Origin of the sequence: Methylorubrum pseudosasae (assembly GCF_029504475.1) — a bacterium.
GTDB lineage: Bacteria > Pseudomonadota > Alphaproteobacteria > Rhizobiales > Beijerinckiaceae > Methylobacterium > Methylobacterium extorquens.
This window is the reverse complement of sequence record NZ_JAQGDU010000002.1, coordinates 4,808,093-4,821,613: the sequence shown is the minus strand read 5'-3', so window position 1 is coordinate 4,821,613 and position 13,521 is coordinate 4,808,093. Positions and strand designations below refer to the sequence as shown.

10 protein-coding genes, 1 other RNA gene and 2 pseudogenes are annotated in these 13,521 nt (G+C 69.0%); 5 read left to right on the top strand and 8 right to left on the bottom strand.

The features are described 5' to 3' along the window. Positions 1 to 291 precede the first annotated feature (291 nt). Positions 292 to 693, top strand: a complete 402-nt coding sequence (gene lanM / locus M2437_RS23725) for a lanmodulin LanM (protein WP_253389665.1) — start codon at positions 292 to 294, stop codon at positions 691 to 693. Between the two features lie 203 nt (positions 694 to 896). Beyond that, positions 897 to 1,257 (top strand): annotated as a pseudogene (locus tag M2437_RS23720) (hypothetical protein). A 103-nt stretch (positions 1,258 to 1,360) separates the two neighbouring features. Here M2437_RS23720 and M2437_RS23715 read toward each other — a convergent pair. The 3 genes from M2437_RS23715 to M2437_RS23705 all read right to left on the bottom strand — a co-directional run bounded on the left by M2437_RS23715 (position 1,361) and on the right by M2437_RS23705 (position 5,059). Then, the gene (locus M2437_RS23715) at positions 1,361 to 2,917 is read right to left on the bottom strand and encodes an undecaprenyl-phosphate glucose phosphotransferase (RefSeq protein WP_253388843.1); all 1,557 of its coding nucleotides are present in this window, start codon (positions 2,915 to 2,917) and stop codon (positions 1,361 to 1,363) included. Positions 2,918 to 3,048: 131 nt separating this feature from the next. Further along, positions 3,049 to 4,308: a glycosyltransferase family 4 protein gene (locus M2437_RS23710; RefSeq protein ID WP_253388842.1), complete on the bottom strand. Its 1,260-nt coding sequence runs from the start codon at positions 4,306 to 4,308 to the stop codon at positions 3,049 to 3,051. A gap of 172 nt (positions 4,309 to 4,480) precedes the next feature. Continuing rightward, positions 4,481 to 5,059, bottom strand: a complete 579-nt coding sequence (locus M2437_RS23705) for a polysaccharide biosynthesis/export family protein (RefSeq protein ID WP_003601790.1) — start codon at positions 5,057 to 5,059, stop codon at positions 4,481 to 4,483. Between the two features lie 221 nt (positions 5,060 to 5,280). Between M2437_RS23705 and M2437_RS23700 the strand changes: the two genes are divergently transcribed. Next, complete coding sequence (locus M2437_RS23700; RefSeq protein ID WP_253388841.1) at positions 5,281 to 7,683, top strand: GumC family protein; 2,403 nt, start codon at positions 5,281 to 5,283, stop codon at positions 7,681 to 7,683. A gap of 36 nt (positions 7,684 to 7,719) precedes the next feature. Here M2437_RS23700 and M2437_RS23695 read toward each other — a convergent pair whose 3' ends face one another. The 4 genes and pseudogenes from M2437_RS23695 to ffs form a co-directional block, all read right to left on the bottom strand. Beyond that, entirely contained in the window at positions 7,720 to 7,854 is a 135-nt protein-coding gene (locus tag M2437_RS23695; RefSeq protein WP_277570393.1) for a hypothetical protein, read from the bottom strand. Between the two features lie 383 nt (positions 7,855 to 8,237). Then, the gene (locus tag M2437_RS23690) at positions 8,238 to 8,561 is read right to left on the bottom strand and encodes a YbaB/EbfC family nucleoid-associated protein (protein WP_012253408.1); all 324 of its coding nucleotides are present in this window, start codon (positions 8,559 to 8,561) and stop codon (positions 8,238 to 8,240) included. 90 nt (positions 8,562 to 8,651) lie between these two features. Continuing rightward, positions 8,652 to 10,533: pseudogene (locus tag M2437_RS23685) on the bottom strand (DNA polymerase III subunit gamma/tau). Positions 10,534 to 10,589: 56 nt separating this feature from the next. After that, an RNA gene (gene ffs, locus M2437_RS23680) (signal recognition particle sRNA small type) lies at positions 10,590 to 10,686 on the bottom strand. A gap of 103 nt (positions 10,687 to 10,789) precedes the next feature. On the opposite strand from ffs, the gene M2437_RS23675 reads away from it, so the two are divergent. Then, positions 10,790 to 11,278: a DUF5991 domain-containing protein gene (locus M2437_RS23675; protein WP_253388839.1), complete on the top strand. Its 489-nt coding sequence runs from the start codon at positions 10,790 to 10,792 to the stop codon at positions 11,276 to 11,278. A 34-nt stretch (positions 11,279 to 11,312) separates the two neighbouring features. On the opposite strand, the gene M2437_RS23670 is transcribed toward M2437_RS23675, so the two are convergent. Then, on the bottom strand, positions 11,313 to 11,573 hold the full coding sequence (locus M2437_RS23670) for a PepSY domain-containing protein (protein ID WP_003607156.1): 261 nt from the start codon (positions 11,571 to 11,573) through the stop codon (positions 11,313 to 11,315). A 344-nt stretch (positions 11,574 to 11,917) separates the two neighbouring features. On the opposite strand from M2437_RS23670, the gene M2437_RS23665 reads away from it, so the two are divergent. Further along, complete coding sequence (locus M2437_RS23665) at positions 11,918 to 13,456, top strand: YifB family Mg chelatase-like AAA ATPase (RefSeq protein ID WP_253388838.1); 1,539 nt, start codon at positions 11,918 to 11,920, stop codon at positions 13,454 to 13,456. The last annotated feature ends 65 nt before the right edge of the window (positions 13,457 to 13,521 follow it).

The window sequence follows — 13,521 nt, the reverse complement described above, 5'->3', positions numbered from 1 at the left end:
CCGGACCGCATCCGGTCCGGGGCATCTGTCGATCGACGCGAGCGGCGCGGTTCTCCTGGACCGCGCCGCTTCCATATCTGACCCTGAATGCAGGATTTTCGGCTGGGCGGGATCTGTGAATTCCATCCCACCTATTGCCAATTTCTCCCGGGCAAGTTACGCAATCTAAGCGAGGCCGAACGGCCGCTTGTCCGGTGGCTTGTTTGCCTGAGGCATGGTGGTCGCGAGCGTCTCCGCGATTTTGCCGTTTGCCCGGTTTCGCCGGGCCTCTTCGATCAGGAGTTTGCCCCGATGGCGTTCCGCCTCTCCTCTGCCGTTCTGCTCGCTGCGCTCGTCGCCGCTCCGGCCTACGCCGCCCCGTCGACGACCACGAAGGTCGATATCGCCGCCTTCGATCCGGACAAGGACGGCACGATCGATCTCAAGGAGGCCCTGGCCGCCGGCTCCGCTGCCTTCGACAAGCTCGATCCGGATAAGGACGGCACGCTCGATGCCAAGGAGCTGAAGGGCCGCGTCAGCGAGGCCGACCTCAAGAAGCTCGATCCGGACAACGACGGCACCCTCGACAAGAAGGAATACCTGGCCGCCGTCGAGGCGCAGTTCAAGGCCGCTAACCCGGACAACGATGGCACCATCGACGCTAGGGAATTGGCCAGCCCGGCTGGTTCGGCCCTGGTCAATCTGATCCGCTAAACTTCCCGACGCTTCGTGCGGGACGAAAAAGGGGTGCGGATCGCGAGATCCGCACCCCTTTTTCATGTCCGTCGTCCCTTCTCCGGACCGTGGGCGAAGCGTCGCAGAGCGGAACTCTGAGGGGCCTTCGAGGACTGTTCCGACCGAAGCGAGCGGTCACGGGACCGACTCGTCACAAGTTGATCCGGAGGAGCCCCAACCCCATGCGCATTGCCCTGACCTTGCCCGTTGCCCTCGCCGTCCTCGTCACCGCGGGCCCCGCCCTGGCCGTCAGCTGCAAGGACGACATCTCCACGGTGGAGCGCCGGCTCAACAGCGCCGGTGCGGAGCAGGTGACTGGCAAGGAGCCGCCGGGCGGCGTCACCTCCTCGAACTCGCCCAAGGCCCTCGACAAGCCGCCGGCCGGTGCCCCGTCCCGATCCCTCGACCAAGCCGACGAAGGCGGGCGTGGAAGAGGCGCGTACGCTGCTCGCTAAGGCGAAGGAGCAGGAGAAGGCTGGTCAGGAGACCGCCTGCCAGGACACGATGACCAAGGTGAAGGAAAAGGCCGGCGCGCTGCCGTAATCCGGCGCCACGGCCCGATCTCAATTATCTCTTGGGAAATGAAGAGGCCCAGGACTGCACTCTGGCGGTCCTGGGCCTCATCCCGTTCGGGTCTCAAGGATCCTCAATACGCGTTGTCGGTCTTAAAGAGCGCGAGCGGCGTGGTGAGCAGGATCTTGAGGTCGAACAGGATCGACCAATTCTCGATGTAGTGCAGGTCGTGCTCCACCCGGCGCTGGAGCTTCTCGCTGGTGTCGGTCTCGCCGCGCCAGCCATTGATCTGCGCCCAGCCGGTGATTCCGGGTTTGACCTTGTGGCGGGCGAAGTAGCCGTCCACCACCTGATCGTAGAGGGTGTTCGCCGCTTTGGCCTGGACCGCATGCGGGCGCGGCCCGACCAGCGAGAGATCGCCGCGGATCACGTTGAACAGCTGCGGCAGCTCGTCCAGCGATGTCTTGCGGATGAAGCGGCCCACGGGCGTCACCCGGGCATCGGTCTTGGTAACGAGCTGCGATGCGCCCGCGTCGCAGAGGTCGACATACATCGAGCGGAACTTGAAGATCTCGATCAGCTCGTTGTTGAAGCCGTAGCGCTTCTGCCGGAACAGCACCGGCCCCGGTGAGGTGAGCTTCACCGCAAGCGCCACGGCGATCATCGCCGGTGAAAGGGCCAGCAACAGCAGCAGGCCGACGACGCGGTCGAACGCGCCCTTCAGGATGACGTCCCAATCGGCCAGCGGCTTGTCGAAGACGTCGAGCAGCGGCACGCCGCCGAGATAGGAATAGGCGCGCGGGCGCAGGCGCAGCTTGGTTGCGTGGGCCGAGAGGCGGATATCGACCGGCAGAACCGAGAGCTTTGCGAGCATCTGCAGGATGCGCGTCTCGGCCGAGATCGGCAGGGTGAACACCACGAGATCGACGGGCGCGTGGCGGGCGTAGGTGACGAGGTCGCTGACATTGCCGAGCTTGGGGTAGCCGGCGACGTCCGTGCTGGATCGGTCATCGCCCCGGTCATCGAAGATCCCGATGATGCGGATGCCGTTGTCGCCGCTCGCTTCCAGGGCATGGATCAGTTCCACGGCCGCCGGTCCGCCGCCGACGATCGCGGTACGACGGTCGAAGCGCCCCTTGGCCATTTGCATACGCACGAAGGCTGAAAGCGCCGCGCGTCCGCCGAGCAGGATGCCGAGGCCGGCCATGTAGTAGCTGAGCAGCCAGATCCGGGAGTAATGGTCGGCGACCTTGGCCAGCACCATGGCCGCGGCCACCATCAGGAACGCGATGGACCAGCCGGTAGCGAGCTTCACCGCCGTTCTCGGCAGATCGCGGAATGCGCTGATCCGGTAACTGCCCGAAGCCTGGAAAAGTCCGAGCGCCGCCAAGGTCACCGCCAGAATGGCGGCGTGGTAGCGCGGGGCGAGGGGCACGACACCGCGCAGCAAGGCCTGATGCAGGGCCAAGCCAAGCAGGATCAAGCCGCAGAATTCGGCCAGCCGCACGCAACCGGCGAGTACGACCGGCGACAGCCAAGCCCCTTTCGGCGGGGTCGGCATAGGGTTCGACGCGGACGGCGCGGAATCAGAATTCTCGTCGCTGTGGAGCGCGAGCGGCGCCGGCACGGATGTCAGCGCGCCGTTTTCCCTCGCGACCTTCAGCAGATCCCGAACGTCGATGGCGCTCATTGGAATGTTCCACGTGAAAACATCGAGCCTCCCCGGTCGTCGAGTGTGCCGCATCGACCTTCACGAAAGCCTAATGCGCGGACGGGCCGGGCTGTGGAAAACGGGGACATCGGTCGTATCGCCGTCCGCGCTCAAGCCGTCGCTGGGACAGACGCCGTCCGCATGCGTTTCGCGTTGAAGGCGGCGGCGTAGCCGCACAGCACGTCGGTCGCCATGCGGTTCATGGAGAAGCGGGTGCGAAGCGAGTTGCTCAGTGCCCGAGCGCGGCCCTGTCGGCGCGATGGCTCCTCATCGAGGATGTGGAGGATCGCGGCGCTCAGAGCTTCGCAATCGCCGGGCGGGACCAGATCGGAGGAGAAGGCCCCGAAGATCTCGGGGATGCCGCCGACATTGGTCGCCACGAGCGGCTGACCGGCCGCCGCAGCCTCCAGCACGACGTAGGGCAAGGATTCCGCCAAGGAGGGCACCACCATGACGCGGCCGCGTCCGAGCACCGGCCGGATCGCCTGGGGCGGCTCGAACGCGATGGCATGGCGCAGACCGAGATTCTCGGCCATCGCGGCGATGCTCTCGGTATCCGGGCCGGAGCCGACCATCAGAAGCCGGAGCTCGCGGCCCTGGCCCCGCAGACGCGCGAGCGCCCGCAACAGCACCGGCAATCCCTTGGCCTCGCGCAGTTCACCGACATAGACGAGATCGAACGGGTCATCCGCCGTCTCCACCGGGGCGAACTCGGCTTCCGCGATGCCGTTATGGACGATGCGCTCGAGGCGCGGCGAGCCTCCGGCGAAGGCGGCATGACGCGAAGCGACGTACTCGCTCTCGAACAGGAACAGGTCGGTCGCCCGCGCCATCACCTGCTCGGCGGCCATGTAGACCCGGTGGAGGGTCGTGCCCGGACGATAGTTGTAGCTGCCGCCATGCGGGGTATAGGCGCGGATCACCCCGCGCCCGGCCCTGCCAAGCGGGGCGAGGCGGGCGAAGACGCCACCTTTCGCGCCATGGCCGTGCAACACGTCGGCACCGACGGCGAGGGCTTGCGCTCGCACGGTGCGCAAGACGTGAAGGTCGCTCGCATGCGGGTTCCGGCGCATCGGAACGCGCGTGACGCCGAGAGCGAGGTAGGGGGCTAGATCCGCCAGCGTCCGTTCGGCCCGCTCGCCGCCGGTCGAGGCGTCGCAGACGAGGCCGACGGCGTGCCCGGCCTCCGCCTGGAGGCGGGTGAGATCGATGACATGGCGAAACAGGCCGCCCACCGGGGCCCGGAACACGTGGAGGATGCGGTGCCGCTCACCAGTGCCGACGCGGGACGACAGGTCCGCGATTGCGTGACCCGCCGGACCCTGTGGCGTCAGGGCGGCGGTCAGAGGAGCGGCGAAGGGAGAGGCCACGGCAGTCGGTCTCCGCGCGGGCGGCCCCGATGCGGGGCCCGAACCGGCGGAAGATCGTCATGGCGCCGTCAGCACCCGGTTAAAGGGCAAGCGCAAACGGTAGGCAGAGGCCTCTGCCGGCCGGCTTTCGCGGATCGCGGTTAGGGGTTGGTGAACGCCGCGATGAGCCGGCTCAGAAGAATCGCTCCTTGACGACGATCGTGTCGCCCGGCCGCACCGGGTATGACATCGGGACGATGCCGTTGATGAGCCCGCCCTGACCCTCGCGGGTGAGCACCGCGTAGTCGCGTGCCGCCCGTGGGCCGAAACCCGCTGCGATGGCCACCGCCGTCTCGACGGTCATTCCGTTGACGTAAGGGTACTGCCCCGAGGTCGTCACCTCACCGAGGATGTAGAAGGGCCGGTAGGCATCGACCTCGACGGTCACGTGCGGCTCGCGCACATAGCCTGCGGCGAGCTTCGATTCGATCAGCCGGGCAGCCTGAGCGGTCGTCTGCCCGCCGACCTGAACCACGCCGATCAGCGGCATCGCAATCCGCCCGCCGCCATCGACCGCGTAGATGTTGGACAGGTTGTCCTGCCCGAACACGATGACCCGAAGCTTGTCGCCCGCCGCCAGGGAGTAGCGCGTGCCGATGGAGCCGGTGCCGGTGGCATCGAGATCGACGGTCCGGAAATCCGGACGCAGGCAGCCGCCGAGCGCGAGGACGGACGGAAGGGCCAGGAGAAATGCGCGCCGCTGCATCGCCATCGCCGTTGTGAAGAACCTCGGCGTTACTTAACGGCGCATGGTTAACGAATGCTGATCCGGCCGCGCGACCGACCGGAATCACAACTCGGGTTCGACCTCTCGTCTCGAATGCCGAGGACGGCCGGCTGCGGCTCTTAACGGGAAGTCAACCTTAACGACCTCAACTGGCCCAAGACGGATCGATCAACCCGATCCGCGTCCTGCCTTCGTAAAGACTGCCCATGCCGCGCCTCAGGCTGTCGACCGATCCGTCTCTTCCGCCCTCCGGTGGGCCCAGTGGGCCCGGCGATGGATTGGCGGTGGCGCAGATTGGCGGCGTTCTGCGCCGCTCCTGGGCCTGGATCGCCGTGCCGACGCTCGTGGCCGCGCTCGGGGCGGGCGTCTTCGTGCAGGTCGTGACCCCGCGCTACACCGGCGAAGCCAAGGTTCTGCTGGAAAGCCGCGACCCCGCCTTCGCCCGCACGGCCGCCGAACGGACGGACCAGACCCAGCCGATCGACGAGCAGGCCGTCGCGAGCCAAGTGCAGGTGGCGATGTCGCGCGACATCGCTCGCGAAGCGATTCGCAGCCTGAAGCTGGTCGGAAATCCCGAATTCGATCCGGAGGCCGAGGGCAGCTCGGCGATCCGGCGCACGCTGATGATGCTTGGGCTCGTCTCGGCGCCGATGGATCGTCCGTCCGAAGATCGCATCCTCGAAAGCTACCTCGACCACCTGCTGGTCTATCCGGTCGGCAAGTCGCGCATCCTCGCCGTCGAGTTCCGCTCGCGCGATCCCGAACTCGCCGCGCGCGGCGCCAACACGGTGGCGGACCTCTACCTCGCCTCTCTGGAGGCGGCCTCCGTCGATACCGCCCGTTACGCCTCGACCTGGCTCGGCAACAACATCGCGAACCTGCGCGCCCGCGTGGCCGAAGCCGAGGCGAAGGTCGAGGCGTTCCGCGCCAAGCACGGCCTGATCGGCACGGGCAGCAGCGCGGCGGCTCAGCCGCTCTCGTCCCAGCAGCTCTCCGAATTATCGAGCCAGCTCTCGCAGGCGCGCACGATCCAGGCGGACCTGACCGCCCGCGCCAAGCTCCTCAAGGACATGATCAAGGAAGGCCGTGCCTTCGAGATCCCCGATGTCGCCAACAACGAGCTGATTCGGCGCACCGTCGAGAGCCGCATGGCGATGCGTGCGCAGCTCGCCCTCGAATCGCGCACGCTGCTGCCGGCCCACCCGCGCATCAAGGAGCTGACGGCCCAGGTCCAGGATCTCGAGAATCAGATCAAGGCCGCCGCCGAGCGGGTGGTGCGCACTCTCGAGAACGACGCCAAGATCGCGGGCGCTCGGGTCGAGAGCCTGCGCGCGGCGGTCGAAGGCCAGCAGGACGTGGTCGCCAAGGGCAACACCAGCGAGGTGGAGCTGCGCGCCCTGGAGCGCGAGGCGAAATCCCAGCGCGAACAGCTCGAATCCTATCTCGCCCGCTACCGCGAGGCCGCCGCGCGTGACGCCGAGAATGCCAGCCCGGCCAATGCCCGCGTGGTGTCCCGTGCGATCGTGCCCGATCTGCCCTCCTTCCCCAAGAAGCTGCCGATCGTCGCCTTCGCCACGATGGTGGCCTTCCTGCTGGCGAGCGCAGGCGTCATCGGCCGCCATCTCCTCGTCACGCCGGCCGGGCCGGGCGGAGACCGCACCGGTGATGAGGGAGAGCCCCTCGTTCAAAGCGCACGGACCGATCGCCCGCGCGACTTCTACCCCGAGCCGGAGCCGCCCCCGTCGCGCCGCCCTGTCTACGAGCCGGTCTATGGCGGGGCCTATCCGGCCTCGGCGGCGGAACGCTTCGCGCCGGCCCTCGCTTTCGCCCATTCCCTGAGGGCGACGGCGACGGTGCATCACCCGGTCTTCGCCAGCACGGCGCCGATCGGAACCGAAGCGGCCGCGCAAGCGGGTGGGGCGAAAACGGACAAGGAAGGGCTCGGCGTCCCCGCCAAATCCTCCGCCTCCTCTGCCGATCTCGACGGGCTGATCGCCCGACTGGAGAACGGAACGGGCAAGGGGCAAGGCAAGGGGCCGTTGTCCGGGCCGTCCAAGGGGGGCTGTGTGCTCGTGGTCGAAACCCCGCGCGCCGACGGCACGCCCGGCCTCGCCTCCAATCTCGCCCGGGTGCTCGGTCCGCGCTACCACACGCTGCTGGTCGATGTGAACGGCATCGTCTCCGGGCCGTCCGAGCCGGGACTGACCGATCTGGTTGCCGGTGCGGCCGACTTCCTCGACGTGATCCAGCCGGTGCGGGGTTCGCGTCTCCACGCGGTGAAGCGCGGCGCCGCGCCTCTCGATGTGCTGGTGGAGGAGCCGCAAGGCCTCGCCATCGGGCTCAACGCCCTGTCGCAGAGTTACGATTGGGTGCTCTGCCGCCTCGATGCGCGCCACGCCGAGGACGGTGCCGAACTCATTCCCGCGGTCGGACCCTGCATGGATTCGATCGTGATCGCCTCGGATGCTCCGTCCGATGACCCGGCTCTGGTCTCGCTCTATCGCCTCGCCAAGGAAACCGGTGTGGCCCGGGTGGTGGTTGCCCGCCACGGCGAGGACGCGGACCGCACGCCGAGCCTGGAAGGGACGCCCCTGCGGCTCTCGGCCTGACGCGCTGGCTGACCTTCGAAGAGGCGGGGCGCCGGTTCAGCAACCTGTCCCCTGCTCGTCTTCCGCCGCGGCCATCGCGGCGGCGACGCGCAGGGCCCAGAGGTTGGTCCCCACAAGGGCCGCCAGAGCAACGCCCGCGGCGATCGCGGAAACCGAGAGCAGGATTGGCACGGTATCTCCCCGAATCAGGGCGGTGGTTCCGCCTGTCCAGATCGGAGGGACCGGCGGAACCGCCGAGCCTCGCTAAGGGGGGGCCGCGTTCGACCCGGCCCAATCACCTTGCCTGCTCAGCGAAATAGCTGCTTTAACAAAATTTATAGTTGTGTCGTCTCGTTCGGCCAACGTTCAGATGTCGGACCTAGCGGCACCCCTGATGTGCCATGGCGGGATCGAGGCAAGTCCCTGATTTATCGTTTCAATTCCAAGGGCGAGTTCCGTATGACCGCGATCGATCTTGCCTCCATGACAGCATGCGGCAGAACGCCGCACGCCCTAAGTCACGACCTTTGCCGGCGGACTGAACACAACCCGCCGCCGATCCTGTCGGCTCAACCCTAGAACGGCAGCTTCATGCCGGGCGGCAGCGGCAGACCCTTCGTCAGCTCCGCCATCTTTTCCTGGGCGGTCGCCTCGGCCTTGCCGCGGGCGTCGTTGCAGGCGGCGACGATCAGGTCCTCCAGGATTTCCCGTTCGTCGGCGACCATCAGGCTCGGATCGATCGAAACGCCGAGCACCTGACCCTTGGCCGTCATCCGCACGGTCACGGCGCCGCCGCCGGAGGCGCCCGACACCTCGACCGCTTCGAGTTCGGACTGAACCGAGGCCATCTTCTCCTGCATGGCCTGGGCCTGCTTCATGATGCCCATGAGGTCGCGCATGGTGGGTTCGCTCCGGTTCCGGTCGAGAAAGGGTCGGCTCCCCCGCACTTAGGCGCAGGGGTCCAAGCTTGCCAGGGTGAGGCGTGAGCCTCAGGCGTCGTCGTCCGTCTCTTCGGGCGGAGGGGCTGCCGGTCCGGCGCCGTTCGCCGCCGCGTCGGCGGTGTCGGTCTCCGGTGCCTTGTCGCGCACATCGACGATCTGCGCGCCGGGGAAGCGCGACAGAACTTCCCGCACCAGCGGGTGGGCGGCGGCGTTCTGGTGGCGGGTTTCCTCGGCCGCCCGCGTGTTTTCCGCGAGCGTCGGCGCACCCTGCTCCTTGGACAGGGCGACCAGCCAGCGCCGTCCGGTCCAGGCATCGAGGGCGCGGGCGAGATCGGTCGGGAGGCTCTGCCGGCCGCCGGGGGCGAGGCGGAACTCGATCCGCCCCTCCTCGAAGCGCACCAGATGCACGTCGCGCTCCAGCGCCACCTTGAGGGCGATGTCGCGGGCCGCCTCGGCCTGGGCGACCACGTCCTCGAAGCGCCCGAGCCGCGGACCGGCCGGGGCCAACCGGAGCCGGGCGCGATGCGGGTTGCGGCGCCGCGGCGGTGACGGGGGAGGGCACCGCGGCCAGGGTCGGCCGAGGCGAGGGCTGCGGGGCGGGCGGCGCCATCTGCAGCGCGGCCGAGCCGTGCGAGGCCATGGGGGAGCCGCCGTCACGTCCGAGGCTCGGGCGAGCGGCGCCGTTGCCCTCGGATGAGGCGATGTCGGCCCGAAGCTGGCGCAGGGCCTCGTCGGGCGTCGGCAGGTCGGCGGCATAGGCGAGCCGCACGATCGCCATCTCGGCGGCGGCGAGCGGGCGGGGGGCGGCCTGCACTTCGGGCAGCGCCTTCAGCAGGATCTGCCACGCCCGCGACAGGGCCCGCACCGGCAGGCGCCCAGCAAACGCGACGCCGCGCACGCGCTCCGCCTCGCTCAAGGTCGGGTCGGCCTCGGCCCCCGGCACGAGCTTGAGGCGGGTGACGAGATGGGTGAAGCCGGCGAGATCCGAGAGCACCACCGCCGGGTCGGCGCCCGCGTCGTACTGGGCGCGAATCTCGGCGAAGGCGGCCGGCACATCGCCGCGCATCACCGCCTCGAACAGATCGACGATGCGCGAGCGGTCGGCGAGGCCCAGCATGTCGCGCACGCCCGCAGCCGAGACCGCGCCCGCCCCGTGGGCGATGGCCTGATCGAGCAGCGAAAGCGCATCGCGCACCGAGCCCTCGGCGGCGCGGGTGACGGCGGCGAGCGCCTCGTCCTCGGCCTCCACCCCTTCCGCGGCGCAGATCTTCTTCAGGTGGGCGGCGAGCACGTCGGCCTCGACTCGGCGCAGGTCGAAGCGCTGGCAGCGCGACAGGATCGTCACCGGAACCTTACGGATCTCGGTGGTCGCGAACACGAACTTGGCGTGGGGCGGCGGCTCCTCCAGCGTCTTCAGGAAGGCGTTGAACGCCTTCTCCGAGAGCATGTGGACCTCGTCGACGATGTAGACCTTGTAGCGGGCCGAGACCGGCGAGTAGCGGATGCCGTCGATGATGCCGCGCACATCGTCGATGCCGGTATGCGAGGCGGCGTCCATCTCCAGCACGTCCATGTGCCGGGATTCCATGATCGCCTGGCAGTGCTGGCCGAGTTCCGGCATCGACACGGTGGGGCCGGTATCCGGCTGCCCGGTGCGCAGGTAGTTGAGGCCGCGGGCGAGGATGCGGGCGGTGGTCGTCTTGCCGACGCCGCGCACGCCCGTGAGCATCCAGGCCTGCGGGATGCGGTTGGCCGCAAAGGCGTTGCCCAGCGTGCGCACCATGGCGCCCTGGCCGATCAGGTCATCGAAGGTCTGAGGGCGATATTTTCGCGCCAACACCCGGTAAGGCGTCGTGGCCGGCACGGGCGCGGGGGTGGGCATGCCGGGCAGGCCCGGCTCGTCGGTGAGCGTGCCGTGCGTCTCGTCCATGCCGCCGTTCGGATTTTCGGAAGAGGCCGGGCCGTCCAGCTCAAGCGGACGGCGAGGGTGGGAGGCTGGACGAAGACCCGCTCGGTCTCGTTAGGGCTGCTTCCTTCCGGACCTGACCCGGTTGGCGAGTGAAACGTCCCTCGCCAACCTCCCGCGCCGTATATGACGGCCCGCGCGGCGGGATGCAAGCGGGTTGCCTCCCTCCGACAGCGCCGCCATGCTTCGAGTAAACGAAGGGCCAATGCAGGGAGAGGCCATGCGGACGACCACGATCCCGGCGCGCCTCGCCGTCCTCGCGCTGCTGGCGATCCTGCCCGTGCCCGCCGGCGCGCAGGATGGGTCGGGAGCGCCGGCACAGGAGGGGGTGCCAAAAGATTGGCAAGGTCGTTACCGCTACGAGCACGCGGCCGGCAGCACGGCCGGCGGCACGGGCATCGTCGTGACTTACGACCTCGTCCTGCTACCCCCCGATGTCGGCGATGGATGCGTTCTGACCATACGGGGCTTCCAGGCCGACGAGACGCTCCGCTGCCGGACCCGCCGGGAGGGGCAGGATCTCGCGGTGACGTTCGATCGCTACGGCGATGGCAGATTGGTCAACAGGTACGGGGTGGCGGTCTACAAGCCGGGCCAACCCCTCTTCACCCTTGCCAAGGGTGGGGCGTTGGTGACGCGCTGGCAGGGCCTCAAGCCGGACGGGCAGGGCGTGGCCGATCGCGGCGCTTACTTCAAAAAGGTGCGGTAGTCCCGGAGAGGTGACCTCTCCGGGAGCAGGTTCGTCACTCCGCCTTGCGCTTCACGACCTCCAAGGTCTTCGGGTCGAGCTTCAGGTCGAACTGCTTGCCGTTGGCGTCGATGGCGTCATCCACCTCGATCATGCCGTCGTCGAGCTCGATCTCCTTCCACTTGGTGAAGCCCTCCTTCTTCAGGATGTCCTCGACCTTGGCCTGTTGGTCGGGCGGCAGCTTCTCGTCGGCGAGCACCGGACCGCTGAGGAGAGCGAAGCCGATGGCGAAGGCGGCGAGGGGGCGGAAGGACATGAGACGCTCCAATACTGAGAGAGACGCCGGGCGAACCGTTGATCGTCCCGGTTGTTCCTGGCCGATCGCCAGACAGCTCCAGGCCCCTCGCTTGAAGGCCAGGACCCCGGTTTCTTGCTGGCCTCAGTCGCCGGCGCCCGCCTCCGCGGGCTTAGGCTTCCGCTCCGCTCGATGCTTTCCGGGGCTCGCGCCCCAGAAAGCCCGCTCCGCGCGGCGCTCTTCGCGCCGCGAAGCCGCTCCTGCGGCTTCGAGCGATGGCCCTGCATACGGCCCCGCTCATGATTGCCAGCGCGCGTAGTGCCGCCTAGGTTGCAACCTCCGGGTTCGGAGCTTGCCGCAGCACCATGGTCACGCGCGTCGCCACCGTCGCCTTCGAGGGGATCGAGGCGCGTGCCGTCGATGTGCAGGTGCAGATCGCGGCGGGTGCCGTCGCCTTCACCATCGTCGGCCTAGCCGACAAAGCGGTGGCGGAATCGCGCGAGCGGGTGCGTTCGGCGCTGATCGCCTCGGGATTGGCGCTGCCGGCCAAGCGCATCACGGTCAACCTCGCTCCGGCCGACCTGCCCAAGGAAGGCTCGCATTACGACCTGCCGATCGCGCTCGCGGTGATGGGCGCCATCGGCGCGCTGCCGGCGGACGCGCTCGGCGGCTATTGTGTGCTCGGCGAACTCGCGCTCGACGGCTCGATCACCGCGGTGGCCGGCGTGCTGCCCGCGGCGATGGCGGCCAACGGGCGCGGTCTGGGCCTGATTTGCCCGGCCGCGACCGGGCCCGAGGCGGCCTGGGCTGCTGGCGACATGGACGTGCTGGCGCCGCGCTCGCTGATCCAGCTCGCCAACCACTTCAAGGGCAGCCAAGTGATGGCCCGGCCACAGCCCGCGGTGGCGGCACCCGCCGGGCCGATGTCGGATCTGCGCGACATTAAGGGCCAGGAGGGCGCCAAGCGCGCCCTGGAGATCGCGGCGGCCGGCGGCCACAACCTGCTGATGAACGGCCCACCGGGCGCCGGCAAATCGATGCTCGCCGCGCGCCTTCCCTCGATCCTGCCGCCCTTGGGCCCGCGCGAACTGCTCGAAGTCTCGATGATCCAGTCGGTCGCGGGCGAGCTGAAGGGCGGCGCCCTCTCGAACCGGCGCCCGTTCCGCCAGCCGCACCATTCCGCCTCGATGGCGGCGCTGGTCGGCGGCGGGCTCAACGCGCGGCCCGGCGAGGCCTCGCTCGCCCATGGCGGCGTGCTGTTCCTCGACGAGCTGCCCGAGTTCACGCCGCAGGTGCTCGATTCCCTGCGCCAGCCGATGGAGACGGGCGAGATTATGATCGCCCGCGCGAACCACCGGACCAACTATCCCGCGCGGTTCCAGCTCGTGGCGGCAATGAACCCGTGCCGCTGCGGCATGGCGCTGGAGCCCGGCTATGCCTGCCGCCGGGGCCCGAACGAACGCTGCGTCGCCCAGTACGGCGCCCGCATCTCCGGGCCGCTGCTCGACCGGATCGACCTGCGGATCGAGGTCGCGGCGGTGACCGCGGCCGACCTGATCCTGCCGCCGCCCGCGGAAGGCTCGGCCGAGGCTGCCGCGCGGGTCGCCGCGGCCCGCGCCCTCCAGAGCGCGCGCTACGCCGCCCTCGGTCTGCCCGCCGCCACGACCAACGCCACCTGCCCGGCGACCGTCATCGAATCCGCCGCCGCGCCCGATGCCGAGGGGGCGGCGCTGATCCGCCACGCGGCCGAGACCATGCGGCTGTCCGCCCGCGGCTTCCACCGCACGCTGCGGGTCGCCCGGACACTGGCCGACCTCGACGGCGAGGCGCAGGTGCGGCGGCTGCATCTAGCCGAGGCTTTGTCCTACCGGGCACGGGGCGAGCGGCCAGCGGCCGCGGCTTAGGGGCGAGATCCGGTGGGAGTGGCTCGAACCCGTTCGAGTGTCGCTCACGAAACGCCCGCGGCGCG